This is a genomic window from Kitasatospora griseola (assembly GCF_044999035.1).
Lineage (GTDB): Bacteria > Actinomycetota > Actinomycetes > Streptomycetales > Streptomycetaceae > Kitasatospora > Kitasatospora griseola.
The window spans coordinates 513162-539373 of sequence record NZ_CP173360.1; the positions used below are offsets into that span (position 1 = coordinate 513162).

Annotated in this window: 21 protein-coding genes; 8 read left to right on the forward strand and 13 right to left on the reverse strand. The window is 74.1% G+C overall.

Going from position 1 to position 26212, the window contains the following annotated elements; translation table 11 throughout:
* Positions 1–70: 70 nt before the first annotated feature.
* The 6 genes from ACI1MP_RS02490 to ACI1MP_RS02515 form a co-directional block, all read right to left on the reverse strand.
* Positions 71–4054, reverse strand: a complete 3984-nt coding sequence (locus tag ACI1MP_RS02490) for an SAV_2336 N-terminal domain-related protein (RefSeq protein ID WP_404867575.1) — start codon at positions 4052–4054, stop codon at positions 71–73.
* Positions 4047–4985 (reverse strand): AAA family ATPase, encoded by a 939-nt coding sequence (locus tag ACI1MP_RS02495; protein WP_404867576.1) that lies wholly within the window; start codon positions 4983–4985, stop codon positions 4047–4049. The genes ACI1MP_RS02490 and ACI1MP_RS02495 overlap by 8 nt, the downstream gene beginning before the upstream one ends.
* Positions 4985–7180, reverse strand: coding sequence for a hypothetical protein (locus ACI1MP_RS02500; protein WP_404867577.1), 2196 nt, complete (start codon positions 7178–7180; stop codon positions 4985–4987). Before ACI1MP_RS02500 ends, ACI1MP_RS02495 begins: the two co-directional genes overlap by 1 nt.
* Positions 7177–8154: a hypothetical protein gene (locus ACI1MP_RS02505; protein ID WP_404867578.1), complete on the reverse strand. Its 978-nt coding sequence runs from the start codon at positions 8152–8154 to the stop codon at positions 7177–7179. Before ACI1MP_RS02505 ends, ACI1MP_RS02500 begins: the two co-directional genes overlap by 4 nt.
* A 108-nt stretch (positions 8155–8262) precedes the next feature.
* Positions 8263–8808 carry an NADPH-dependent FMN reductase gene (locus ACI1MP_RS02510; protein ID WP_404870757.1) on the reverse strand — a complete coding sequence of 182 codons (546 nt, stop codon included), beginning with the start codon at positions 8806–8808 and terminating at the stop codon, positions 8263–8265.
* Between the two features lie 155 nt (positions 8809–8963).
* Positions 8964–10187, reverse strand: coding sequence for an MFS transporter (locus ACI1MP_RS02515; RefSeq protein WP_404867579.1), 1224 nt, complete (start codon positions 10185–10187; stop codon positions 8964–8966).
* Between the two features lie 90 nt (positions 10188–10277).
* On the opposite strand from ACI1MP_RS02515, the gene ACI1MP_RS02520 reads away from it, so the two are divergent.
* A complete protein-coding gene (locus ACI1MP_RS02520) occupies positions 10278–11039 on the forward strand; it encodes a DeoR/GlpR family DNA-binding transcription regulator (RefSeq protein WP_380331469.1) in 762 nt (253 codons plus the stop codon).
* A gap of 76 nt (positions 11040–11115) precedes the next feature.
* Here ACI1MP_RS02520 and ACI1MP_RS02525 read toward each other — a convergent pair whose 3' ends face one another.
* On the reverse strand, positions 11116–12126 hold the full coding sequence (locus tag ACI1MP_RS02525; RefSeq protein WP_404867580.1) for a 2Fe-2S iron-sulfur cluster-binding protein: 1011 nt from the start codon (positions 12124–12126) through the stop codon (positions 11116–11118).
* Entirely contained in the window at positions 12123–13799 is a 1677-nt protein-coding gene (hcp, locus tag ACI1MP_RS02530) for a hydroxylamine reductase (protein WP_404867581.1), read from the reverse strand. The genes ACI1MP_RS02525 and hcp overlap by 4 nt, the downstream gene beginning before the upstream one ends.
* 335 nt (positions 13800–14134) lie before the next feature.
* Here hcp and ACI1MP_RS02535 point away from each other — a divergent pair, with 335 nt between their 5' ends.
* From ACI1MP_RS02535 to ACI1MP_RS02550, 4 genes are all read left to right on the forward strand, one after another.
* The gene (locus ACI1MP_RS02535) at positions 14135–14281 is read left to right on the forward strand and encodes a hypothetical protein (protein WP_380331478.1); all 147 of its coding nucleotides are present in this window, start codon (positions 14135–14137) and stop codon (positions 14279–14281) included.
* Positions 14282–14405: 124 nt separating this feature from the next.
* Positions 14406–15668 (forward strand): LLM class flavin-dependent oxidoreductase, encoded by a 1263-nt coding sequence (locus ACI1MP_RS02540; RefSeq protein WP_404867582.1) that lies wholly within the window; start codon positions 14406–14408, stop codon positions 15666–15668.
* 23 nt (positions 15669–15691) lie between these two features.
* On the forward strand, positions 15692–17044 hold the full coding sequence (locus ACI1MP_RS02545) for an NtaA/DmoA family FMN-dependent monooxygenase (protein WP_380331483.1): 1353 nt from the start codon (positions 15692–15694) through the stop codon (positions 17042–17044).
* Between the two features lie 211 nt (positions 17045–17255).
* On the forward strand, positions 17256–17873 hold the full coding sequence (locus tag ACI1MP_RS02550; protein WP_380331486.1) for a DUF4232 domain-containing protein: 618 nt from the start codon (positions 17256–17258) through the stop codon (positions 17871–17873).
* Between the two features lie 21 nt (positions 17874–17894).
* Here ACI1MP_RS02550 and ACI1MP_RS02555 read toward each other — a convergent pair whose 3' ends face one another.
* Positions 17895–19073, reverse strand: coding sequence for an NlpC/P60 family protein (locus tag ACI1MP_RS02555; protein WP_404867583.1), 1179 nt, complete (start codon positions 19071–19073; stop codon positions 17895–17897).
* Positions 19074–19356: 283 nt separating this feature from the next.
* On the opposite strand from ACI1MP_RS02555, the gene ACI1MP_RS02560 reads away from it, so the two are divergent.
* Positions 19357–20349 (forward strand): LysR family transcriptional regulator, encoded by a 993-nt coding sequence (locus ACI1MP_RS02560; RefSeq protein ID WP_404867584.1) that lies wholly within the window; start codon positions 19357–19359, stop codon positions 20347–20349.
* Here the strand turns inward: ACI1MP_RS02560 and ACI1MP_RS02565 are convergent.
* Entirely contained in the window at positions 20339–21328 is a 990-nt protein-coding gene (locus tag ACI1MP_RS02565) for a DMT family transporter (RefSeq protein WP_404867585.1), read from the reverse strand. The two genes, ACI1MP_RS02560 and ACI1MP_RS02565, sit on opposite strands and share 11 nt — an antisense overlap.
* Before the next feature lie 170 nt (positions 21329–21498).
* Between ACI1MP_RS02565 and ACI1MP_RS02570 the strand changes: the two genes are divergently transcribed.
* On the forward strand, positions 21499–21969 hold the full coding sequence (locus tag ACI1MP_RS02570; protein WP_380331498.1) for a DUF4265 domain-containing protein: 471 nt from the start codon (positions 21499–21501) through the stop codon (positions 21967–21969).
* Positions 21970–22002: 33 nt separating this feature from the next.
* Here ACI1MP_RS02570 and ACI1MP_RS02575 read toward each other — a convergent pair whose 3' ends face one another.
* Entirely contained in the window at positions 22003–22671 is a 669-nt protein-coding gene (locus ACI1MP_RS02575) for a hypothetical protein (RefSeq protein WP_380331501.1), read from the reverse strand.
* A gap of 109 nt (positions 22672–22780) precedes the next feature.
* Here ACI1MP_RS02575 and ACI1MP_RS02580 point away from each other — a divergent pair, with 109 nt between their 5' ends.
* Complete coding sequence (locus ACI1MP_RS02580; RefSeq protein ID WP_404867586.1) at positions 22781–23956, forward strand: MFS transporter; 1176 nt, start codon at positions 22781–22783, stop codon at positions 23954–23956.
* A gap of 118 nt (positions 23957–24074) precedes the next feature.
* Here ACI1MP_RS02580 and ACI1MP_RS02585 read toward each other — a convergent pair whose 3' ends face one another.
* Complete coding sequence (locus tag ACI1MP_RS02585; RefSeq protein ID WP_404867587.1) at positions 24075–25517, reverse strand: FAD-binding oxidoreductase; 1443 nt, start codon at positions 25515–25517, stop codon at positions 24075–24077.
* 207 nt (positions 25518–25724) lie between these two features.
* Complete coding sequence (locus ACI1MP_RS02590) at positions 25725–26132, reverse strand: hypothetical protein (protein WP_100584407.1); 408 nt, start codon at positions 26130–26132, stop codon at positions 25725–25727.
* Between the last annotated feature and the right edge of the window lie 80 nt (positions 26133–26212).

The window sequence follows — 26212 nt, forward strand, 5'->3', positions numbered from 1 at the left end:
GACTATCGGTCGGCCACCCCGACCCTCGCCGCCCGCTGCGCAACTTGGCTCGCTGCGGCCACAGTCGGCGTCACCGCCGGATGTCCGCCAGCCACTCGGTGACCAGGGCGACGCCGTCCTCGACCGGTGCCAGGACGGCTGCCTGGTCCGCCAGGATGCCTCGACGGAGCGGGAGTTGTGCCTCCAATCGCTCCCTGAGTTCCGGCGCGTCGAGCTCAGGAGCTGCGACGGTGGTGAACGTGACCCATTCCCGGCCGGTGCCCTCGCGGGACTTCACGACGCAGGACTCCGTCACCGTCGGCGGGTTCCGGGTCCGCGAGGCTGCCAGGTTCCACGCCAGGCATTCGTTCACCGGTACGCCCAACAGCAGGGCCTGTGCGCGACTTTGACAGAGCTTCAGGAGTGGGGATCGCTCACCGTGGGGTGAGTCGAGCCGGTGATCGTCCATCAGGTACTGGGCCCAGCGGCCCGACGCGACGAACGAGTGTTGGGGGTGAGCGCTGCGGATGCTGCCCGGGGAGCGCCGAAGCCACTCCGCGAGTGACCCCGCCGAGGCCGAGACCGGGGTCGCAGAGGGGTCGAAGGGCGGCATGTACGACCGGTACACCTCCTGCGCGGCGGGTGTCAGACCGGCCAGCGCGCCCCGGGTGTACGCGGAGCTGAGGGAGTTCTCAGGGGTGGCGGCCGACATCACCACGGTGCCCTCCGGCCCCAGTACCTCACGGAGCGCTGCGAGCAACTGCTCGGGGTTCACGGCCGTCATGGCCCGGTCCGACGCCTGGACGAGCAGCACACCGCCGGGCCGGACGCCCCGGTCACGCAGCTGGCGGCAGAGCCGGGTGTGCGAGTAGCTGATGCGCCGCGGGGGGGCGAGATCCGGCGTGGGGCGCAGCCTCGCGATCAGCTCGGCTCCGGTGTGCCCGAGCATGCCGAGCCAGGCCTGGCCGTCGCCGGACTCTCCGGCAGGCCGGAACGGAACGTACTCCAGCGTCACGTCACCGTGATGACCGCCGAACTGCATCTCCTGATGGACTTCGTCCGTGAGGAGGACGGCGAGCGATTCACCGGCCGCACCGAGTGCCCCTTGATCGGTGCCGTTCCACAGCCTCGACATGGCGGCAGTGCGCTCGCCCACCTCGGCGCTGTCGAACGGCGCATGGCCGAGGGCGAGGCAGAGTTGCCGTCCCGACAGCCCCTTTCTGCCCCGCCGAAGGCTCTCGACGAGGGTCGCCAGCCCCTCGACCCGGAAGGCGGAGGTGCGTTCGGGGTCGGTCACCGTCCGCACGGGGGCTTGGATTTCCGCGAGCCGCCGGTGACCGGCGTCCGAGAGCGGACGCCCGTCCCGGTCGGGGAGCACGACGACGTCCGCCGTCGCGGCCACCCACCCGGCTTCCCGGTTGCTGTCCGAGCCGGGGGCCGGGACGAACAGGGCGACGGCGTGGGCGTTCTGCTCCTTGTGCCGGAAGACTCTGGGTCCCGTCGGGTTCTCGAAGCGGCCGACGAACAGCTGGATCCAGAGCGGGTGGTTCACCGATGGGCCGACCGAGGCCGGCAGCGTCGGGTCGGACGGAGGAACCCTAAGCAGCTCGACCGGCAACCCTGGGCTGCCCTCCCGCGGCCGACAGTACATCTGCCCTCCGTCAGGGTCGGAAGCCAGGACCAGGGCCGGCCCCAGAAATTCGGCGAGAGCGTCCTCGACGTCGGTCTCCCACGCCTCTCCGCTCGTCACCCGCTGCGCGTAGCTGTGCGAGAACGAGATGAGCGCCAGGAGAAGCGGTCCGGTGCCGTCCGGAATCCGGACACCGCGGGCTTCGAGTTCCGCCCGGAGTCCGAGGTAGTCCGTCCGCACCTCGGCTCGGCTGTACTGCAGGGCCTGCCGGTTGCGCAGGATCGCCGGCACCTCCGCCGACCCGTGGGCCGACAGGCGAAAGCTTGCGCTCGACCCGGACGGGCGGCGGCGCGGCAGCCGCACGAGCGTGTCCAGTCCGAGGACGTCCGGTCCGCCGGGGATCCCTTCCTCGGCATCCATCGCCAGGCGCCGGGCCAGGCTGAAGTCGTCGTCCGCACCCTGGCGCTCGCCGGTGAGAACAACGACAGCGCCGGCCAGCCGGGGGAGCCACTGCTCGATCGACCGCGCCAGAGCATCCGCGTCGTTGCCGTCCATCATCAGCACAGTGGTGGCCCCCGGGCGGTTGCCCAGCAGGTCGCTGATCTGTCGCAGCACCCCATCGGGCGGCCCGACGTCGGGACCGACCTCGGGGAGGGCTCCCTGCACGTACACCAGCAGCGCATCCTCCGCCTCCAAGGCGGCTGCGGCCAGCAGGAGTTGCACCTGCTCCGGAGTGCTCGGGTCGAGGAGGACGCGGCACCGCTCCGGCGGAAGGTTCCAACTCGTCGGCGACGTCAGAACGGACTTGAGTTCCTCCAGGGACGTCCGCAGGCTCTCGGGCGTGTCGCGCTCCGCCGGCCCCGGGATCCCGATCAACACCGCCGCGCTGAGCGCCGGGTCCGGGAATCGGGGCGGCACCGGTGCGGCCGGTCGCTCCCGCGCCACCCTTCGGCGGGCGGGGGCGAGGAGGGTGAGCAGGTCGGCGGTGGCGGTGGCGAAGGACTGGAGGTCGGCGGGGAGGTCGTCGAGGTGTTCGGGGGCGATGGCCGAGAACGCGTGGCCGGGGCGGGGGTGGTGGGTGGCGAGGTGGTGGGTGAGGGCGGTGTGGACGGTCCAGGCGTCGTGGCGGGTGAGGTGGGGGGCGAGGGCGGCGCGGGCTTCGGGGTGGAAGGTGAGGGCGGCGGGGGTGCGGGTGTCGAGCAGGCCGGCGGTGAGGACGTCGGCGAGGTCGTCGGTGTCGGCCTCGGGGACGGCTTCCTGCCGGACCAGGCGCAGCAGCGGGAGGCTGAGGCGGCTGAACGGGCTGCACAGGGCGGCGAGTCGGCGGGCGGCGGGGGTGGCGGTGTGCAGGAATGCGGCGGCCCGGCGGGCGGGGTCGTCGTCGGGGGTCTCGTCGGTGGCGAACGGTGAGGTGAGGGTGCCCGCGGCGGGGACGAGGACGGCGTCGTGGCCGGCGGGGGCGCCGCGCATCATGGCGTCGGCCCAGCGGCGCAGCGCGTGCGAGGTGAGGGACGGGGTGGGCAGTGGCACCCAGTGGGCGTCGGGGCCGAAGGTGGCGGTGAGCATCAGCGGTACGGCGTGGGCGAGTTCGGTGTTGCGGGCGTCGGGTCGGCGGTGGCGGACCCGGACGGCGGGGAGGTCGAGGGCGGTGCGGTGGCGCAGTCGTCCGGGCAGCGGGTTGAGCAGGGCGACGGGGCCGTGGGCGCCCCAGGTGTGCAGCAGTTGCCAGATGCCGGGGGTGCGCCAGTGCGGGCCGGCGCAGTCGGTCAGGACGAGGAGGAGCCGGCGTTGCTGCGGCAGTCGGGCCGGCGGGACGGGGTGGCCGCGGGTGTCGGTGACGGTGGGGTGGGGGTCGAGGTCGAGGTGGAGCCGGCGGACCCGGCGGAACGCGCCGAGTCCGGTGAGCAGGGCGGTGAACTCGTCGAGGGTGTCCTGCCAGATCTCCATGGTGGGGCTGCGTTCGACGAGCACGACGACCTCGAACCATCGTTCGGGCGTGGGGCCGAGTACGGGCAGGAGTTCGCCCGTGCGGGTGTACGCGGTGATGGTCGCGTCGAGGTCGACGGTGCGCCGGGGGCCGTGCGGGTAGCGGCGTTTGAAGGGGCGCAGGGCGCGGCCCGTGTCCAGGGCGTGCGGGAGGGCGCGGGCGGCGGCGACCTCGACGCGGGGCGCGGCGGGGTCGCTGGTCGGCGGTTCGTACAGCGGGGTGACGGGCCGGTGCTCGGGTTCCTCGGGCGGTGCCTCGACAGCGGCGGAAGCTGCCGGGGCGGCGGGAGCGGAGAACGAGAACGAAGGCGCAACAGACGGGTTGGACAACAGAACCGGCGGACCGTCGGGCACCAGACCGGCTGCGAGCCAGAGCGCGTCCGCCACCGCCGCGCCGTCGGTGTCGGGCGGCAGCCGCGCGGTCAGCTTCGCCACCAGCTCGGCGGTGTGGTCACGCACCGGACAGGTCCCGGAGCATCAGGTCGAGCAGCCTGCTGCGGCGCTCGCCGGTCGGGGCGTCGGCATCGGTCACCAGGCGTACGGCGTTGAGGAGTTGGTCGATCGCCAGCTGGTCGCCGCGGGCGACTCGCCCGGCGAACCGGGTGATGAGTTCGTCGGCGTCGGGCGGCAGCGGCGTCCCGCCCAGTCCGAGGTGGCCCTGGACGGCGCGGCGCAGTGTGTCGGCGGTGGGCCTGGGCATGTCGTAGCGGATGCAGCGGCGCAGGAACGGTGCGGGGAAGTCCCGTTCGCCGTTGCTGGTCATGACGATGAACGGGAAGGTGGTGCACTGCACCCGGCCGTCCTCGATCTCGGCGGTGTCGGTGGACACCCAGGTGCTGACGGCCAGTCGGCCGGCGGGCTGCCGGACGAGTTCGGGGATCTCGAAGGTGCCGGTCTCCAGGACGTCGAGCAGGTCGGCGGGCAGGTCGATGTCGCTCTTGTCGATCTCGTCGATCAGCAGGGCCCGGGGGCGCTCGCTGGGCAGCAACGCCGTTCCCAGTGGGCCGAGTTTGAGGAAGGACTCGATCGGGGCGGCGTCGCGTTCGGTGGCTTCGCCGATCCGCAGGGCGTGGATGTGGCCGAGTGCGTCGTAGCGGCACAGCGCGTCGGGCAGGCTGCTGCGGGAGGTGATGTGCCATTTCAGGACGGGGCCGAGCCGCAGTTCGGCGGCGACCTGTTCGATGACGGTCGACTTGCCGGTGCCGGCGCTGCCGGTGATGAGCAGCGGGCGGTGCAGGTAGAGGGAAGCGTTGACGGCGTCGGTGAGGCCCTCGGGCGGCAGGAAGGCACGGTACGGCTGGTGGGTGCCGAGGCGGCGCCAGGGCGGCGGGGGTGCGAGTGTCACGTCGCGGGGCTCGCCGTCGCCGCGGTAGTAGCTGTTCCAGGACATCAGGTGCTCCTCGGGGCGGGTACAGCGGCGGGTACGGCAGCGGACACGGCGTTGAGTGCGGCGGCCGGCACGGCGTTGAGTGCAGTGGCGGGTGCGGCGGCGGGTACGACGGCTGGTGCGGCGGCGCGCTGGTGCTGGTCGTAGCGGGCGCAGAAGTCGAGCCACTCGACGTCGTGCCAGGCGGTGCGCAGTTCGGCGAGGCGGACCAGGTGGGCGTCGGTGACGGGGTCGGTCGGCGCGAGGTCGGCGCGGCCCGTGAGCACCCGGCGGTAGGCGGCTCCGAATCCGGCGGGCAAGCCGTCCCACAGGTGCCTCAGGCAGTCCCAGTCGGCGGTCGAGGGCGGGGTGTCGGCGCGCGGCCACAGGACGATCGGGGCGTACGGGAGGAGGGCTTCGACCAGGTCGCGGACGGCGGTCGGGGCGGTGGCCCGGTCGGTGAGCAGGACAGCGGGCCGGTAGTGGCCGCGGCGCAGGTCCGCGCGCAGGGTGTCGAGGGGGGTCGCCGCAGGGTCGATCCGGGAGAGGTGCGGGCCTTGGCCGCACGGGGCGCGCCGCAGCTCTTCGAGTTGGGTTCGGGCTCTGCGGTTCATGCCGCGCAGGTAACCGGGTTCGACCAGCCGGCCGGCCCACCGCAGTGCCACGGTGTGGTCGACGCCGAGGTGGTACTGACCGGTGAGGGCCTCCTCGGGGTGCCAGTCGAGCAGGACGGGGGCGTTCACCACGAGGTCGATCGAGCCGATCGGGCCGGTCGCGGACGGCAGGCTCTCGGCCCAGTCGATGACGTCGGCCAAGGTCCCCTCGACGCCCGCCTGGTCGGGCGGGCAGGCGAAGTGCCGGTGGTCGACGCAGGCCGCTCCGGCGCGCACGCACACCGAGAGCGAGTCGGGCCAGTCGATCTGGGCGGCGTCCAGGCTGACCACCAGTCGGCGTTCGGACGCCTTCGCCCGGTGCGCGGTGTACCGGGCCAGGGCGTCGTTGAGGGCGATCTCGGCTTCGTTGTCGCGCGCCCAGTCGCTGATCAGCGCGTCCCGGGGGTCGCGGCCGCAGGCGTGGGCGGCGGCGACCAGGTACCAGGCGAGCGCGCCGTGCCGAGAGGCCGTGGCGGGTGCCAGCACAACGGCGTCCTCCAGCAGGTACTGGAGCAGCGCGCGGTCACCGAGCCCCTCGGGCGGCTCGACCCGGCCGGGCCGGTCCCCGATCCACTGGCGGTTGAACTCGGCGGCGAGAAACCGCAGTTGGTCGGTGGTCAGGGAGGATCCGGCGATTTCGACCAGCACGTCGGCGGCGTCCATGGCGGCGAGGAGGTCGTCGGCCGCGTCGTGCACCGACCAGACCTCGGCCGCCGCGGCCCGGTCGGCGAGCGCGGCAAGGCCGTCGCGGGTGTGCGGCGGCGGGCCGGGCGGCGCCTGCGGCCACGTGCGCAGGGCGGCGGCGAGGATCTCGGCGCCCAGCGTGCCCGCCCTGCCGCCCGACGGCCGGGCCGACCGGCAGTTGCGGGCGAGCCAGAGTCCGCCGTCGGTCCCGTTGTAGGAGAAGTCGGCGGCCAGTTGGCGGTCCAGGGCGTCACGGATGTGCGGGGCGAGCGTCCCGACCCGCAGCAACTCCCCTTCGCCCGGGAGCCCTTCGGCGAGCAGGGCGGCGAGGCGTCGGCTCAGCGCCAGGCCGAAAGCCCGTTCGTGGGCGGCGCAGGCGGCCAGCACGGCGACCTGCTTCGCGCCGACCCCGAAGCCGCCGATCAGGCTGCCGGTGTCGGGGAGGCCGGCCGCCGCGTGGCACGTGTCGATCAGGACCACCAGCCCGGCGAGGCCCGGGTGGTCGGCGGCCAGTTCGACCAGGTGGGCGACGTCCACGCAGTCCAGGCTCTGGCCGTCCTTGCTGTCGGCCACCATGTACCGGAGCTTGCCGGCGACCTGGCCGTGGCCGAGGAAGGCCAGCACCAGGGTGGCCCCGGCTTCTCCGGCGGCCGCGACCGCGGACCGCACGGCGCTGTCGGCCTCCGCGCGCAGCACCCGGCCGGAGCGCAGCTGGACGGCGTTCAGGCCGGGGCTGTCGGTGCAGCCGCCGATCGCCGGGTCGGTCAGCACGGCGTGCAGTTCGCCCGCCGCCGCCTCCAGGCCGTCCAGCTTGTTCTCCGCGCCGTCCGACTGCGTGGCGATCAGCAGCAGGTGCCTGGGCGACGGCTGATGAGGGCTCACCTGGGGGCGGCCAGGGCCACCAGGGTGCGCATCACCGGTTCGGCGACCTCGGCGCGGCGCAGGTAGGTGGTGGCGTCGTGCGGCCACAGGGTGGCCGACTCCATCCGGTCGGAGAGTGGCTGGACGCCGCGGCTGTTGGGCGCCATCGCCTTGGCGAGTCGCCGCTTCGGGACCACCAGGTCGTCGCTGTCGCGGAAGTCCGCCCAGGCCTCGACCGCCTCCGGGGTGGCCGGCGGCCGGGGGCGCAGCAGCGGCCACACCACGGCGTGGGTGGTGATCGGAGATCCGAGCGTGACGAACAGCGGTACGGCGCCCGGGTATTCGGCCAGCGCCTCCAGGGCGACGACCGTGCCGAGCGAGTGCGCCACCACGATCGCGGGCCGGGCCGGGTCCAGGCAGGCCAGCACCCGGTCGCGGACGCGCCGGTCCAAGGTCCTTCCTGTGGCGTCGGGTTGGCGCCGGTGGAGGTAGCGGCCCGGCTGGGAGACGATGCTGAGCAGCTTCTGCCGGCTGAGCGCCCGCAGGCCCACGTTCAGCCCGGGGACGGCGGCGAGCGCGGCGACGCCCGCGGCCACCGTCCTGGCGGCGTTCCCGACGCCCTGCGCCTGCTCGTCCGGGCCGAGTTGGGCCCGGATCCGGCTCAGGGCGCGGTTGCCGCTGTGCTCGGGCAGTTCGAGGAGTTCCTCGACGAACTCGACCAGCAGGCCGAGCGTGATCGCGCCCTGTTCCTCGTCCCATTCCTCCGGCCCACCCGAACCCTGGGCGTCGTCGGCGTAGAACAGGTCGCCGTAGTGGGCGAACGCGGCGTCGGCGGACCAGTCCATGGTCAGCGCGGAGATCTCTTCGGCGTAGCCCGCCGCGCGGGCCCCGTCCGCCAACGCCCGCTTCCACTCGGCGAGTTCCGCCTCGGGGTCGCGCGGCCGGCCGATCCCGTGCACGAACACCAGCTGCGGCTTGACCTGATCGACTGCCACTGCCCGCTCCCCCTCACCAAACCGGCCCCGGCACTCGCGCATGCGAGGAGTGCCACGGTACCAACTGGTGCCGCATGCCCGGAAACTGACGATGCGGAGGCAGGCCGTTCAGTCTTCGGCGGCCGCCGGTTCGGCCTTCTGCTTCGCCGCGCGGCCCATCGCCGCCAGCACCTCGCGCAGTTGGGTGCGGAGGGCTTCGTCCGTCACTCGGCCGTTCTTGATCTTGGTGCCGACGGACGGGATGGACAGGGACTCGGGGAGGACTTCGGCGCCCATCATCCGGAGTGTCTCGGTGGTCCAGGCGCGGGCGCGTTCACCGCCGGTGGTGGCGGGGGAGGCGGTGATGACGGCGACCGGTTTGTCGACGAGCTGGCCGCCGCCGACGATCCATTCGAGGGCGTTCTTGAGGACGCCCGACATGCCGGCGGCGTATTCGGGGCTGGTGATCAGGACGGCGTCGGCGTCGGCGAGTCGGGCGCGGAAGGCGAGGACGGCGGCAGGCGGGGCGACGAGCTCGACGTCGTGTTCGAACCACGGGAGGGCGCGGAGGTCGTCGAAGAGAGTCAATTCGGTGCCGGGGTCGCACAGTTCGGCGGCGTTGAGCGCGACCGCGCGGTTGTACGAGCCCGCGCGCAGGCTTCCGACGATTGCCACGAACTTCAACTGAGGCCTCCGACTCCGAACGGTTTCCGACGATCGCTGCAACACACCGTCGGCGCACCCGGATTCCCGGCGCCGGGCGGTCGGGCCGCGTGGGCCGGGAGCCAGTTGCCGATGGCGGCTGCGCGGGGCCCGGGCCGCGCAGGCAGTCAGTGGCTGCCCGCAGGGGCCGGGGAGGCCGCGCGGTCGCTGCCGGGGGAACCCGGGGTGGCGGTGGTGCGAAGGATCCCGGCGGTGGCGGCGGTGGCGGCGCACATCAGGGTGAGCAGCAGGAAGGTGTGGTTGAGGGCGGTGAGGTGGGTGAGCCAGCCGATGACGGCGGGTCCGGCGAGCATGCCGAGGTAGCCGAGTCCGGCGACGTGGGAGACGTTGGCGCCCGCGGCGGCGGGGTCGGCGTGGCCGGCGGCGCTGAGGAGCTGGGGCACGCAGCCGGACAGGCCGAGGCCGAACAGCGCCCAGCCGAGGAACGCGGCCCACACCCACGGGGTGAGCGCGGCGATCGTGATGCCGACGGCGGCGGTGGCCGCACCGTGGCGCAGGACGGCGGTCGGGCCGTGGCGGCCGACGATCCGGTCGGCGAGCAGGCGTCCGGTGGTCATCGCGGCGGCGAAGGTGCCGTACGCGAGGGCGGCGGTGCTCGCGGGCGCGCCGAGGACGTCCCTCAGGTGCAGGGCGCTCCAGTCGTTGGCGGCGCCCTCGCTGAGCATGACCATCAGCGCCAGTACGGCGAAGATCCGGATCTGTCGGCGGACCTGGCCGCTGTCGGCGGTCGCAGCCGGGGTGTCGGTCCCCTCGTCGGCTTCGTCCGCGGCCGCGGCGTCGGGCAGCAGGGCGCGGGCGGCGAGCAGGGCGGTGGCGAGGCCGAGCGCGCCGAGGACGGCGAGGGTGGCCACCGGCCCGGCCCCGACGGCGGTGGCCGCGGCGGCGGCACCGGCGGCGATCACGCCGCCGACCGAGAAGGTGGCGTGGAAACCGGACATGACGGGCCGCCGGTACGCCTTCTCCACGTGCACGGCGTGGGCGTTCATGCCGACGTCCAGGCAGCCGTTGGCGAAGCCGAAGACCAGTAGCGCCCCGGCGAGCGTCCACGGGTTCGGCGCCAGGGCGGGCAGCACCAGGGAGGCGGCGCACACGGCGCCGGAGGCGGGGACGACGGTGCGGGCGCCGAGGCGGTCGGTCAGGCGGCCCGCGGCCCGCATGCCGCCGAAGGCGCCCAGGCCCAGCAGGACGAGCAGGCCGCCGAGGGTGGCGTGACTGATGCCGACCCGGGCTTCGACGGCGGGGATGTGCACGACCCAGGCGCCCATCAGAGTGCCGCACAGGACGAAGTAGACGTAGGTCGCCACGCGGGCGGCCCGGAGCGAGCGTTCCATGCCGTCGACCATAACGAACATTCGAGATGTGCGAAACCCGGAGAATCGAACACCCCAATTGTTTGCTTCGAAGTGCGGTTCAATTCCGGTATGAACACCGCGGAGCGCCACACCCTGATCGCCCAGACCGTGCGGGACGCGGGCAGCGCCACCGTCCTCGAACTCGCCGAACTCACCGGCGCCTCCGAGATGACCATCCGCCGCGATCTGGACACCCTCGCCACCCAGGGCGCCCTGGAGCGCTTCCGTGGCGGCGCCCGCACCCTGCTGCTGCGCGGCGAGGAACCCCCGTTCGCGCTGCGCGCCCGCGAAGCCGTCGACGCCAAGCGCCGCATCGCCGCCGGTATCTCCGCCCTCGTCGCCGACGGCGAGAGCGTGCTGCTCGACAGCGGCACCACCTGCCTGGAGGTCGCCCGCCTCCTGCGCGAGCGCCCCGTCACCGTCATGCCGCTGTCGCTGCCCGCCATCCACGTCCTCGGCGACACCCCCGGACCGGCCACCCTCCTCGTCCCCGGCGGCCGCCCCCGAGCCACCGAAGGCGCCCTCACCGGCCCCCTCGCCCTCGCGTCGATCAACGCCCTGCGCTTCGACACCGCCGTCCTCAGCTGCTGCGCCCTGAGCGCCGCCGACGGCCTGACCGCCTACGACCTCGACGACGCCACCGTGAAGAAGGCCGCGATGGCCGCCGCCCGCCGCACCGTCGTGGCCGCGTCCGCCGGGAAGCTCGGCCGCACCGCCTTCGCCCGCGTCGCCCCCGCCGCGAGCCTGCACATCCTCGTCACCGACACCGACGCCCCCGCCGACGAACTCGCCGCGCTCGAAGCTGCCGGCACCACCGTCGTCAGCGTCTGAGCACACCCGCCGAGGGGAAACGCCGCCGCACCCCTCCTCCCGGTGAGCGGGGAGGAGGGGTGCGGCGGTCGGGTGTTCAGGTGGCCAGGAAGCGCTCGTGGAAGACCTGGCAGCCGGGGGCGGCGCCGCGGACCGCGTCGACCATGGGCGGGGGGCCGCAGACGTAGAGATCGGGGGCCGGGCCGGTGTGGGTGGAGAGCGCCCGGGCGAGCAGGTCGGCGGGGGTGCCGACCGGGCCGGTCCAGCCGGGATCGGCCTCGCGGACGGTGAACTCGTACTGGAAGGACGGGAGTTCGGCGGTGACCGCCTTGAGCTCCGGGTCGCCGAACAGGTCCGCGGGGGTGTTGGCTCCCAGGAACAGGCGGGCCGGCTGCGGGTCCTGCCACTCGGCCATCTGGCGGGCCATGGCGAGCAGCGGGGCCAGGCCGGTGCCGCCGGCGAGCAGCCAGCGGGGGCGCAGGCCGGTCTCGTGGAGGCCGAAGGCGCCCTGCGGGCCGTGGACCGTCAGCGGGTCGCCGGGGCGGACCCGTTCGGCGAGCGGGCCGGAGAACGCGCCGTCCGGGCGGAGTCGGACGTAGAACTCCATCCGGCCTTCCCAGTTGCCGGTGTTGGCGAGCGAGTAGGCGCGGCGGACCCCGGTGCCGGGCAGTTCGAGTTCGACGAACTGGCCGGCGTCGAACTGGCAGTCGGGGCTGTCGGTGAGGGTGACGACGAGGTGGACGGTGTCCCGGGCGACGGTGGTGATCGACTCGACCTCCGCCGCCCGTTCCGGCACCCCGCCGTACAGGATCCGCGACTGCGGGTAGGGCAGTTCCGCGGTGAGCGGCCCGCACGGGACGGTGCGGCACAGCAGCACGCCGCCGTGCGGGAGTTCGTCGGGCGGCAGCGCCAGTGCGCTGTGCGGGCCGAGGTCGTACTCGCCGGAGGTGACGGTGGCGTGGCAGGAGCCGCAGGTGCCCTGCTTGCAGGAGGCGGGCAGCGCGGCCCCGGCCTCGGCGGCCGCCTCCAGCACGGTGCCGCCGGGCGGGCAGCACAGCTCCAGGCGGGCGCCGTCGGTGGTGGTGAGGACCACCTGGTGGCCGGTCACTTCCCGGCCGGTTCGAGCGCGGCGGCGAGGTCCGCGGCCGGGTCGCCGATCACCCGCAGGTCGAAGCGCTGCACCAGCGCGTCGACCAGGTCGGGCGTGAGGAAGCCGGGCAGCGTCGGGCCGAGGTGGATGTTGCGAATGCCGAGGGCGAGCAGGGCGAGCAGCACGGCGACGGCCTTCTGCTCGGTCCAGGAGAGCACCAGGGTCAGCGGCAGGTCGTTCACCTCGCACTCGAAGGCCTCCGCCAGTGCGACGGCGATCCGGATCGCGGAGTGGGTGTCGTTGCACTGGCCGAGGTCGAGCAGCCGCGGGATGCCGCCGATCTCGCCGAAGTCGTGCCCGTTGAAGCGGTACTTGGCGCAGCCGAGGGTGAGCACCATGGTGTCGGCGGGCGCACCGACCGCGAACTCGGTGTAGTAGTCGCGTCCGGGGGTGGGCCCGTCGCAGCCGCCGACCAGGAAGAAGTGCCGGATCGCGCCGCTGCGGACGGCAGCGGTGACGCGGTCGGCGACGGCGAGGACGGCGTCGGCGCCGAAGCCGACGGTGAGCAGCTTCTCGGGCGCGGGCTCCGGTTCGGCGGGGAAGCCGGGCAGCGCTCGGGCGGCCTGCAGGACGGGGGTGAAGTCGCCCTCGGAGAGGTGGCGGACGCCGGGCCAGCCGACGGGGCCGGTGGTGAAGATCCGTCGGCGGTAGCTGACGTGGGGTTCGATGATGCAGTTGGAGGTCATCAGGATCGGGCCGGGGAACGCGGCGAACTCGCGCTGCTGGTCCTGCCAGGCGCCGCCGTAGTTGCCGACCAGGTGCGGGTAGGCCTTCAGCAGCGGGTAGGCGTGCGCGGGCAGCATCTCGCCGTGGGTGTACACGTTGATGCCCTGGCCGGTGGTCTGCTCCAGCAGCTGCTCCAGGTCGTGCAGGTCGTGGCCGCTGACCAGGATCGCCTTGCCCTCGACGGGCGTGGTGCGCACCGCGGTGGGCTGCTGGGGCCCGTACGCGCCGGTGTTGGCGGCGTCCAGGAGTTCCATCACGGTCAGGTTGAGCCGGCCCAGGCCGACGGCGCGCTCCAACAGCTCGGCGGCGTCGGTGGGTTCGCCCGCGAGGTAGGCGAGGGCGTCCGCCACGCCGGCGAACACCTCGGCGCTCTCCTTGCCGAGGACGTGCGCGTGGTGGGCGTACGCGCAGATGCCCTTCAGTGCGTAGAGGTGCAGCGAGCGCAGGCCGACCACGTCCGGTCCGACCAGGGCCAGGCCGGCGTCCACCCGGACGTCGGCGGCCTGCTTCAGCAGCGCGTCCGGGTCGGCGGCGGGCTGCCAGGCGGCGGGGCCGGTCAGTTCGCGCGGTTCGCGGCCGGCGGCACGGGCCGCCTGCTCGTAGGCGGCGCGGGCCCGGTCGCGGTGGGCGACGGCCTGCTGGATCATGGCGCCGAACCGGGACGGGTTGAAGTTGACGTTGGTCAGCGTGGTGAACACCGAGTACAGCAGGAACCGGTCCGCCTCGTCGTCCGCCGCCCCGAGCGCCCGGGCCTCGGCGGCGTACTGGGCGACTCCCTTCGCCGCATGGATCAGCAGGTCCTGCAGATCGGAAGTCGCGGCATCCTTGCCGCAGTTGCCGATCGCGCCCGCGCACCCGGGAACCGTCCCGGTACGGTCGGTCTGCTCGCACTGGTAACAGAACATGCGGTCCTCCTGGACTCCGTACACCTCGCCCTGGCGCCGACGGGCCCCACGCAACGGGCGTGCCTTCACGCTACGAACCCGCGGCCCGCCGGACCCAGGACCCGTACGTCCTCCCGCCCGGGGCCATCGGTCCCCGCTCCCCCGCCCTCGCCGGGACGCAAGTCCCTTGCCCCGCCCGCCGATCGCCTCCGTCGGATTCGTTCGGGTTCGTTCGGGGCTGTTCGGGGCCGTTCGTTACCGCTCGGTGAACAGCGTTGTGCGCGGTCTCGGCACGGGGTTACGGTGCGACGGAGGCAGGAGCAGCGAAAGCGGCGAAGGCGGAGGAGGTGGCGGCGGTGCGGTTCGGACACGTGGGCCGGCCGGGCGCCGTCGCCCGCCCGGGCTGGGTGCTGGCCGCCCGACTGCACATCGATCTGCTGCGGGTGACCACCGCGCTCTGTCCGGCGCCCGCGGTCGCCGTCCGATCCGTCGTCACCGCCTGATCCGTCGTCACCGCCTGATCCGTCGTCACCGTCCGATCCGCGCCGCGCCCGGGCGTTCCTTCGCGTTGCTGCCGCCCCGTGGCCGGCGTGCCGTCACCTTCCTTCTGAACAGGAGCGGTTCGCCATGCCCGAAAACACGTCCACACCCCTGCACCTGGCCGTCGCGCTGGACGGCGCCGGCTGGCACCCCGCCGCGTGGCGGGAGCCGGAGGCCAGGCCGGCGGAGTTGTTCACCGCCCGGTACTGGGCCGACCTGGCCGCCGAGGCCGAGCACGGGCTGCTCGACCTGCTGACCTTCGAGGACGGCCTGAGCCTCCAGTCCGACGACCCGTTCGCGCCGGACGCCCGCACCGACCGGGTGCGCGGGCGGCTGGACTCGGTGCTGGTCGCGGCCCGGATCGCCCCGCTGACCCGGCACATCGGCCTGGTGCCGACGGCCGTCGTCCCGTTCACCGAGCCGTTCCACCTGTCCAAGGCGGTGGCCACCCTCGACTTCGTCAGCTCCGGGCGGGCCGGCCTGCGGGTGAAGGTCTCCGCCCGCCCCGACGAGGCCGCCCACTTCGGCCGCCGCGAGGCCGCCCTGCTGCGCCTGGACGAACCCGACACCCCGCAGAAACTGGCCACCCTCGCCGAGGAGTTCGGCGAGGTGGCGGACTACGTCGAGGTGCTGCGCAGGCTGTGGGACAGCTGGGAGGACGACGCGGAGATCCGCGACGCCGGCACCGGCCGCTTCGTCGACCGCGCCAAGCTGCACTACATCGACTTCACCGGGTCGCGGTTCAGCGTCCGCGGCCCGTCGATCACCCCGCGCCCGCCGCAGGGCCAGCCGATCGTCGCCTCCGTCGCCCACCGCACCGAGCCCTACCAACTCGCCGCCCGGTCCTCCGATTTGGCGTTCATCACCCCGCACACGCCGCACGACGCCAGGGCCGCGCTGGCCGAGATCCGCGACGCGCAACAGGCCGCCGGGCGCGGCGACGAGACCGTGCACGTCTTCGCCGACCTGGTGGTGTTCCTGGACGATCGGCCCGGCGCGGCCGCCGACCGGCTGGCCCGGCTGAACGACTCGGCCGGCGCCGAGTACCGCAGCGATGCCCGGATCTTCACCGGGACGGCGGGCGAACTCGCCGACCTGATCGAGGAGTTGGCGGCCACCGGCCTGACCGGCTTCCGGCTGCGCCCGGGCGCGCTGCCGTACGACCTGGAGCGGATCACCCGCGGCCTGGTACCCGAGCTCCAGCGGCGCGGCCGGTTCCGCACCGCCTACGAGGCGTCCACGCTGCGCGGCCTGCTCGGCCTGCCGCGCCCCGCCAACCGCTACGCCGCCACCGCCACCGTCGGCCTGGCCGCCACCGCCGCCACCGCCGCGACCGCCGCCACCGTCTGACGCCCCGGAAGGATCGCCCCGTCATGACCAGCAGCAGCAAGCCCGTCAAGCAGATCCACCTGGCCGCGCACTTCCCGGGCGTGAACAACACCACGGTGTGGAGCGACCCGGCGGCCGGGAGCCAGATCGAGTTCTCGTCCTTCGCGCACTTCGCACGGACCGCCGAACGCGCCAAGTTCGACTTCCTGTTCCTCGCCGAGGGCCTGCGGCTGCGCGAGCAGCACGGGCGGATCTACGACCTGGACGTGGTCGGCCGGCCGGACACGTTCACCGTGCTCGCGGCGCTCGCCGCCGTCACCGACCGGCTCGGCCTGGCCGGCACCATCAACTCGACGTTCAACGAACCGTACGAGGTGGCACGGCAGTTCGCCTCACTGGACCACCTCTCCGCGGGCCGCGCGGCATGGAACGTGGTGACCTCCTGGGACGCGTTCACCGGCGAGAACTTCCGCCGCGGCGGGTTCCTGCGGGAGGAGGACCGGTACGCGCGGGCCCGGCAGTTCCTGGAGGCGTCCTGGCAGCTGTTCGACTCCTGGCACGGCGACGAGCTCCTCGCCGACCGCGCGTCCGGGAAGTTCCTGAACGACCCGGACGCGGGCCGATTCGCCTACCGGTCCTCGGAGTTCGACATCTCCGGCCGGTTCGACGTGCCGCGCGCACCGCAGGGACGTCCGGTGATCTTCCAGGCGGGGGACTCCGACCAGGGCCGCGAGTTCGCCGCCGCGTCCGCCGACGCGATCTTCTCCCGGCACGGCACACTGTTCGCCGGGCAGGCGTTCTACGCGGACGTCAAGGGTCGGCTGGCCCGGTACGGTCGGCAGCGGGACGAGCTGAAGATCCTGCCCTCGGTGACGTTCGCGCTCGGCGACACCGACGTCGAGGCGCACGAGCGGGCCGCCCTGATCCGCCGTCAGCAGGTCAGCGGACAGACCGCGATCCGGCTGCTGGAACAGGTGTGGAACCGCGACCTGTCCGACCTCGACCCGGACGGCCCGCTCCCCGCGCAGGACCCGCTGATCGGCGAACACACCATCGCCCGGGGCCGCGCCTCGGTCCGGATGACCCGCGACCCGCTGGCCGTCGCCGACGAGTGGCGGGCGCTCGCCGCGACCAAGCGGCTGTCCGTCCGCGAGCTGATCATCGAGGTGACGGGCCGCCAGTCGTTCATCGGCACCCCGGCCCGGGTCGCCGAGGAGATGAACCGCTTCGTCCAGGAGGACGCCGGCGACGGCTTCATCCTCGCCCCGCACCTCACCCCCACCGGCCTCGACGAGTTCGCCGACAAGGTCGTTCCCCTCCTCCAGGAACGCGGCGTCTTCCGAACCGAGTACCGGGGCGACACGCTCCGCGATCACCTCGGCCTGGCCGCCCGTTGAGCCGCCCGTCGAGCCGCCCGTTGAGCCGCGCCGGCACCGGGCCCGGGCGTCACGTGGACCGGGCGTCACGTCGGTGTTGATCCGTTGTTGATCGGCGGGGGACAGCATGGTGGACGTGCCGGTCCCGGGGGTGGGTTCGAGGGGTGATCGGCCGTCAGTTTCGGCGCGGTTCCCGATGCGGGGCCGCCGGGATCACGGGGTGGAACCGATCATGCGTGTCCGTCAGCTGTCCGCCGCCACCGCCGTGGTGGCGGCCCTGGGCGTGTCCCTCACCGCGTGCGCCGAGGAGCGGCCGTCCGGGCCGGTCGCCCCGGCCGCGCCCGCGGTGCCCGTCGCGGCGGAACTGCAGGTCTCACCCGTCCTGGAGACCGCGCCCGCCGCCCCCGCCGGGGCCGGGACGCGCCGGTGCACGGCGGCGGACCTGCGGGCGACGGTGTCGGCGGGTTCGGCGGCGGCGGCCTCGGACGGGCCGGTGGTGGAGCGGATCGAACTCGCCAACCGCAGCGCGGCCACCTGCACCCTGCAGGGCTTCCCGGGCATCGACCTGATCAGCGACGGAACCACCTGGAGCCTGCCCCGGGCCCGGACGTCGCAGACCCGCACGGTGACCCTGCCGCCCGGCGGGACGGCGTCCGTGCTGATCGACTACCTGCCCTACCGGGGACGCGGGCAGCGCGGCCAGGCCGAATTCAAGGTGACCTCGATGGTGCTGACCCCGCCGGACGACACCGGGCACCTCACCGTCCACTGGGAGGGCGCCAACCCGCAGGACCGCCGCTCCGCACCGCAGCCGGGCACCCAGGTCCGCCCGATCACCGCCGGCCGCTGAGGCAGCCGGCCACGCGGGCGATCACTCGTCGGACGACCCCGGCGACTCGTCGGTGTCCGCGAACGGGGCCGGGGGCTCGTCCGTGCGCGCGGAGGGGGCCTGCGGGTCGGGGCGGACCGCGCCGAGGATCGGCAGCATGGGGACAGGGGCGAGCTTGATCACCGTCCCGGTGTGCGGGGCGTGCACGACGGTGCCGCCGCCGAGGTAGAGGGCGACATGGCCGGCGTCGTTGTCGTAGACGACCAGGTCGCCGGGGCGCAGCTCGCGCAGCGGGATCCGCTTGAGCGCCGCCCACTGCTCCTCGCTGGTGCGCGGGATGCTGACGCCGGCGGACTGCCAGGCCTGCGAGGTGAGGCCGGAGCAGTCGTACGCGTCGGGGCCGGTGCCGCCCCACCGATAGGGCTTGCCGAGCTGGGCGAGGGCGTAGGCGATGGCCTGGCGGCCGGCCTCGGACGCGCTGCCGCCGGGACCGAACGTCCCGGCGGCGAGCATCTCCTCGCGGGCCTGGTCGGCGCGGTCGCGCTCCAGCTGCTCCAGCAGGTCCAGTTGGTCGGCGGGAGTGGATTCGAGCAGTCGGGCGGTGCGGTCGGCCGCGGTGCGGGCCGTGTCCAGGGCCCGCTGGGCGTCCTGCGAGGCGGTGGCCGCCGCCTGTTCGGCCTGCCGGGCCTGGTCGGCGGCCAGCACCAGCCGGGCCCGGGCCTCGCGCAGTTCGCCGAGCACCTCGGCGGTGGTGTGGGTCTGCTCGAACGCCCGCCACTGGCGGCCGAAGAACTCCTCCGGATTGCCGGAGAGTAAGAGTCGGGCGACCGGGCCGAGCGAGCCCAGCGAACCGTTGCGGTACAGCTCGCCGACCAGTCGCGCGGCCTGCAGTTCGGCCTCCACGACCCGGGCCCGTTCACGCTCGGCGTCGGCTTCGGCGTCCGCCGACTCCCGTTTCCTCCGGTCGAGTTGGAGATCGGCGGCGGTGAACCGCTGCTCCGCGCTCTCGGCGGCGTGCCGGGCGTCCGCGAGGTCGCGGCCGAACTCTTCGAGCGCCGACCCGGCGGTCACCTCCTCGGGCGGCGGCGGTTCCGCCCCGACGGCCACGGCGTGGGGCGGCGGTTCCGGGTCCGCGGCGGCGGGCGCGACGGCCGTGACCAGCAGTGCCACGGCCAGCGGAAGCGCCGCCACCCGCCAGGACCGGGGGATGCCACGGACCATGGGAGTCCACCGTCCTCGCTCACGTGCATCGGATGCGCCACGCACCGGCCGGATCCGCCGGCCGCCCGCACACCCGTCGGATGATCGGAACCCCGCCACTGTGGCATCCACCCCGCCCACTCCCCCGCAACCCGGACCCGAACGACGCGCACCTCACCCGCCCGGCGCAGCACCGGCCGCCCCGCCGAGGCCCGGGCGGGTCCGCGGCGGTGATTGCGACCCGTTCCGGGCCGCAGCATCATGAGGGAAATCGATGACGTGCCGGGCCAGCTGAGGGGCTTTCATGAACGTCGGCATCACGCACCTGCGCGCCTTCCTCGCCGTCCTCGACAGCGGCAGCTTCAGCGGCGCGGCGGACGAGCTCGACGTCAGCCAGTCCGCGGTGTCGCACTCGGTGGCCGCGCTGGAGCGTTCGCTCGGCGCCGCCGTCCTGGTGCGCACCGGCCGGCCCCGCCCCACGGCGTTCGGCGAGCAGATCCTCGTCCCGGCCCGGCAGGCCGTGGCCGCGCACGCGGCGATCTGCGAACTGGCGGCCCGGCGCAACCGGCAGCCGTCCGGGACGGTGCGGCTGGCCGCCCCGCCGACGGCCTGTCAGGGCGTTCTGCCGACCCTCCTACGGCGCTGGCGGGAGGCGTTCCCGCAGTTGAACGTGGTGCTCCTGGAGGGCGACGACGGCGAGGTCGAGGAGTGGCTGCGGCGCGGCGCCGTCGAGCTCTCGGTCCTGGTCGGCCCGCCGTCCGAGCAGGGCGTCCTGCTGTCCACCGACACCTTCCAGGCGCTGCTGCGACGGGACCACCCGCTCGCCGCCGAGCCGCGGATCGACGTCACCGACCTCGACGACGACCCGCTGATCCTGTCGACCGGGGGCTGCGAGAAGTACGTCCGGCAGGCGTACCGGCTGGCGCGCAGGCCGCTGCCCGGGGCGCACCGGGTCCGGGACATGGGAACGTTGCTCACCATGGTCCGCAGCGGAATCGGCGTGTCGATCGTGCCCGGGCTGACGGCGACGATGCTGGACCACCGGCTGGTCATGGTGCCGCTGGCCCAGCGCGTCACCCGCAGCCTCACCCTGACCGGCCCGGCGGACCGCCCCTGGCATCCGCTGGCCGAAGTCCTCACCGCGTGGTGCCGCCGGCATCTGACGGACGGTCAGGACAGCGGCCCGCTCCCCGCCGACCGGGATCTCCCGCTGCCGGTGCGGACCCGGCCGCTCGACCTGCGGCCCACTGCCGACGCCGACGCCGGCAGCCACCGCGAGGCCCCCGTCACCGTCTGAGTCTCCCCTCGGGCTCCGCGACGGAGGCGGCCGGCGGCCCGGACGTCCCCGACGCCGGCGGGCGGGGGCGGCCCGGCGCCCGGGCGAGCAGGACGCCCGCGACCACCAGGACGGCACCGGCCGCGGTGTTCCAGCTCAGCGGCTCCGACAGCAGCAGGGTGCCGAACAGGGTCGACCACACGGGGATCACATAGGTGACCGTGGAGGCGATGGTCGGCCCGGCCTCCCGGATGAGGCGGAGGTTGAGGATGTAGGCCACGCCGGTGCCCAGCGCGCCGAGGGCCAGCAGACTCACCGCGGCGGGCCGGCCCGGCCACCCGGGCGCCCCGGCCATCAAGGGCGCAGCGATGGCCAACTCCGCTGTGGCGCAGATCAGTTGTGTGGTCGACAGAGCGACTGCGGAGCCCTGACGGCCCGCGAAGAACCGCCGGGTGTAGGCGAATCCGGCCCCGTAGCACAGCGTCGACCCCAGACAGGCGGCGGCGCCCGTCAGTGTCGCGTCGCCCAGCCCCTGCCAGATGCCCAGCACCACCAGCACCCCGCAGAAGCCGGTGAACAGGCCGACCAGCCGACGCGACGTCAGCTGCTCCTGCGGAACCAGCAGCAGTACGAAGAACAGCGTGGTCAGCGGCGTCGTCGCGTTGATCACACCGGCCAGCACCGAACTGACCTGCGTCTCACCGAAGGCGAGCAGCGCGAACGGCATCGAGTTCAGGAACAGCGCCACCACCAGCGCATGCCCCCACGTCGCCCGGTCCCGCGGCAGCCCCGAGCGCTGAACGGCCAGGATCGCCGCCAGGGTCAGCGCCCCGAACAGGCACCGCCAGAGCGCCACCCAGATCGGCGGAACCTCCGCGTCCACGGCCACTTTGATCAGGGCGAAGCTGGCCCCCCAGATGAGCGACAGGGCCAGGAAGCCCGCAATCCACCGGGCCGGAGCCGGGCCCGTCGATTCCACGGCCACTTCCGGTTTCTGCACCAAGTCCACTCCTCGCCTGGGCGTCGGGCGTTTCGGTCCCGCCAAGTGGTGCGATGATGCGACCGGCCGGAGGCGAGAGTCCAACAAGCGACATGCGTGAGCCATGAACGGCACTCATATCGAGCCGCCCGGCACCGGCCCCGTCCCGGCCGTGTGGGACGATCCCCCGCATGACGCCCGATCCCCAGCCGCCGACCCGCACGCACCTTCGCCTCCTGGCGGGCCACTCCAAGGGGGAGCCGGTGTTCGAAGTGCTGCCGGCGCTGTTCCTGGAGCCCGGCCTGTTCGAACTGGCCGGAAGCCCGGGGCTGACGCTCGGCTGCGCGGCCGGCGATGTGCTCCGGGTCGGCGACGACGGCCGGTTCACGGTGGTGGAGCCCGGCGGGAACCTGTGCGTTCAGGCGGCGAGGCGCGGCTGCTTCGCACCCGAGTCGCTCGCCGGACTCCGGGACGCGATCGGGGAGCTCGGGGGCATCGCCGAGGCCCCGTCGGACCTGCGCTTCGTCGTCGTCACCGTCGCCCTGACAGCCGGCCCTCCCGCGGTCGAACACGTCATGGACCGCTGGGCGGCCGGCATCGACGGGGCCGAATGGTGGTTCGGCAACATCGACCACGACGAACACGTCGACACCGCGCACTGACCGCGCCGACGGGCGCGCAGGCACCCCGCCCGGTCAGCCGGCGGCCGGCTCCGGGACGTCCCAGCCCAGCTTGCGGGCCTGCGCGGCGACGGTGGCGAAGTCCTTGGCGGGGGCGAGTGCCGCGACCGTTTCGCGGGTGAGCGGAGCGCCTGTCAGGATCGCCGCCACCGCGTCCCGGGCGACGGGGCGTTCGAAGTAGTCCTCGGCGAAGTCCACGTACGCCTCGGGGGTGCCGTCCGCGACGAGGTCGAACATCCAGTCGGCGCCGTCCCGCTCGTCGGGGGCGAACTCCACCGGGCCGCAGCGCCACGCGGTGTCGGCGGTCTCGCGCCAGACGCAGACCGTGGCGTCGAAGAAGTCCATGAACTGGAACTCCGGCGCCTGCGCGTAGTGGGCGAGCGAGGCCGGCAGTCCGTCGAGCAGGCCCGGCCAGTGCGCGCGTTCGGCCTCCCGCCACGGCGTGGCGTCGCTCTCGTGGTCGAACCCGTGGAGGAACACCCCGGCCGCGTCGAACACGATCGCGTAGTGGTCGCCCGAGCCGTTGTCCATGGACGCCAGGTCCACGCCGTCCCGCCAGCCGGGCACGAACGCGTGCGTGGGGGCGTAGTCGTCGAGGATCGCGTCGAGCAGGGCGATCGCCCGGCAGCGGGCGCGCAGTTCGGCGGGTTCGGGCAGCGAGGACAGCAGGTCGCGAACGGTCATGCCGCCCATTCAACCGCGCGCCGCCGACACTGCCGCGAACGGGCTGACCTGGCAGTTCGCCCCGCCCTGCCGCAGGATCGCGCGGCAGGCCCGCGGTTACGGTGGGCGGATGACCGGTCGTCGGCGTCTGCGGTACCTGGGGGCGGCGGGCGCGTTCGCCGTCTGCATGGCGGGGACCACGCTGCCCACGCCGCTGTACGGGCTGTACCAGGAACAGATCGGGTTCTCCGAGCTGATGGTGACGGTGGTGTTCGCCGTCTACGCACTGGGCGTGATCGGAGTGCTGCTGCTGGTCGGCAATGTGTCGGACGCGGTGGGGCGGCGACCGGTGCTGCTGTGCGGTCTCGGGTGCGCGGCGGGGGCGGCGGTCGCGTTCCTGGCCGAGCAGGGGCTGGCACTGCTGTTCGTCGGCCGGCTGCTGTCGGGTTTCTCCGCGGGTCTGTTCACCGGCACCGCCACCGCGTACGTGCTGGAGCTCGCCCCGCCCGACCGCAGGGCCCGGGCCGGGTTCGCCGCCACCGCCGCGAACATGGGCGGCCTCGGTCTCGGACCGCTGCTGTCGGGGCTGCTCGCCGAGTACACCTCGCACCCGCTGACGCTGCCCTACCTGGTCCACCTGGCGCTGCTGGCGGTCTCGTTCGCCGTCACCTGGCTCCTTCCGGAGACGGTGGCCGGCGCCCGCCCGCTGCGCACCGCGCGGCCCCGGCGGCCGGACCTGCCGCCGCAGGTGCGCGGGGTGTTCGTCCCGGCGGGGATCGCCGCGTTCGCCGGGTTCTCGCTGCTCGGCGTGTTCACCTCGGTCAGTCCGGCGTTCCTCGCCGAGGACCTGGGCGTGCACAACCACGCCGCGGTCGGCGCGATCGTCTGCCTGGCCTTCTTCGCCTCGACGGCCGGTCAGCTCCTGGTTCCCCGGCTGGGCGCGGCCCGGGCCATCCCGCTGGGCTGTCTGGTCCTGATCGCCGGGCTCGGCCTGCTCGCCCTCTCCCTCGCCACCGACACCCTGACGCCGCTCGTCCTGGCCGCCCTGGTCGGCGGCATCGGCCAGGGCATGGGCCTGCGCGGCGCGGTCGACGAGGTCGCGGGCGCGGCCCCCGCCGAGCAGCGCGGCGGCGTGCTGTCCGCGCTGTTCGTGGTGGCGTACTTCGGCATCTCGATCCCGGTGATCGGCATCGGCCTGCTCGCCCGCCCCCTCGGCCTCACCCACGCGGGCCTGGTCTTCGCCGCCTGCATGGCCGCCCTCGCGGCGGCCTCCGGCGCCTACCTGCTACGCCGCCGGGTCTCCTGAACGGGCGTCGCACCAGGTCGCGACGGCCGCTCGTCGGCTCCCCGGTCGGGCCCCGACCTGCCGGACGGCCCGTCGCCGCGCTTCCCGGAGCCGACCCCGGACGCCCCGGCCCGCGGCCTCAGGCGGCTCGTCCGAAGCCGCCGGACGCGGCGGTGACCGACTGCGGGAAGGCGAAGACGCCGTCGGGGTCGTACCGGCGGGCGATCAGCTGCAGGCGTGACAGGTTCTCGCCGTAGTAGGCACGGCCCCAGTCCGGGAGCGTCGCGTCGATGTAGTTGACGTACGCACCGTGCGCGCCGAGGCCGGCCAGACCGTCGCGGACGGCGTCGACCGCGGCCTTCACCCGGGCCTCGGTGGCGGGGGTGGCGGAGGCGTACACCTGGGCGCTGGCGAGCGAGTTGCGGTGCGGGAAGGCGGTGTCGCCCGGTCCGAGGTCGCCGACGGCGCCGCCGAGCGAGTCGAGCAGCAGGTCGATGCCGATGCGGCCGGTCATCAGGTCGGTGACCTTCGCCGGGTCGATCGGCCGGGGTCCGAGCATTCGGGAGACGGCGACGAATCCGGTCCGGGTGAGCCGGCCGCCCTCCCAGGTGGGGTGGCACTGGGCGACGGTGTCCTTGGAGCAGCCCGCCATGTACTTCATCGCCGCCAGGTAGTCCTTGGGGGCGACGGTCCGGCTGGTCGGCGTCGTTCCGGCGGCCCTCACCAGCCGGTCGACCTGCTGGTTCGCCCCGTCGGGGTCGCCCACCCAGCAGCCGACGACCCGGCAGCTCGGCGGGCTGCCGCCGGCGATCTGGCAGCTGGCCCACAGTTCCTCGGGCGCGCGGGCCACCCACTCCTGCCAGGCGCCGAGCACCTGCGGCACGGATCCGGCGGGGAACGCCAGCGAGATGACGGTGAGGCCGGGCGCGGGCGCGGTGTCGAAGGTGAACCGGGTGACCACGCCGAAGTTTCCGCCCCCGCCGCCGCGCAGCGCCCAGTACAGGTTCTCGTTCCGGCCGGGCGAGGCGGTGTGCAGGGCGGAGTCGGCGGTCACCAGCTGGGCCGAGCCGAGCCGGTCGCAGGTCAGCCCGTACTTGCGGGCCAGCACGCCGATGCCGCCGCCCAGCGTGAGCCCGCCGACCCCGACCGTCGGGCAGCTCCCGGCCGGCAGCAGCCGCCCGGCCGCCGCCAGGCCCGCGTACACCTCGATCAGCCGCGCGCCCGCGCCGACCTCGGCCTTCCCGTCCCGGTGCACCTTGACGTCCGCCATGCCGCGCAGGTCGATCACCAGGCCGGTGGCGGGGATGCTGTAGCCGAGGTAGCTGTGACCGCCGCTGCGTGCCGCGATCGGGATGCCGTGGCCGCGCGCCACGTCCAGACAGGCCCGGACGTCGTCCGCCGAGAGGCACTTGGCGACCGCGGCGGGCAGTTGACCGTCGTTCAGCTCGTTGAACCCGAGCCGCGCCGTCCCGTACCCGGAGTCGGCGGGCAGCACCAGCCGGTCCCCCAGCCGTCTCCGCAGCGCCTGCCAGTCCGGCGGCGCCGCCCGCCAGCCCCGCGCTCTGGCCGGGAACGCCCCCACCGCCCCCGCACTCCCCGCCCCCGTGGCCACTCCTGCCGCCGCCACCGCAGCGACAGTCAGAAACCGCCGACGATCCATACCCATGGCGAACCTCTCCGCCCGCGCCCCGCGCGCGAGCCTCCTGTCCGCCGATCGTCGCCCTCCCCCGCCCCTCGGGGCCCGCCGCACTGCGCCCATCGGCGCACACCGGCCCCGCCCGACCCGCCGTCAGGCCGCCGGCTCCGGGAAGCCGCCGAGCCGCTCGCCGACCCGCTCGCGCAGCAGCAGGTACTCCGCCCAGCGGTGCCGCGTCGGCCCCACCGGACGGGCCAGGACCCGGCCCTCCGTGACGGTCTGACCGTCCCGGAACTGTTCGAGCGTCAGGTCGAGCTCCGCGCCGCTGGGCAGCCGGTTCCACCAGTGGAACCCCTGCTGCTCCCCGCCCCGGTACACCTTCCCGACCAGCAACTCGCCCCCGAACAGGTCGTGCACCACCAGCGCGGTGATGTCGCACTGCCCCCACGCCGGGTTCTCCGGCCCCCACCCGGCCCTGAGCAGGTCGTCCGGCGAACAGGTGTCGGCGGCCCAACTGGCCCGCAGGGCCCGGTCGAGATCGAGCAGGTTCCAAGGAGTCATCCCGGCAGCGTCGCACCCGCCACCGACAACCGTGGTGTCGTCGGCCAGGGCGCACTGTTCGATGGTTAGGCGTTGTTCGA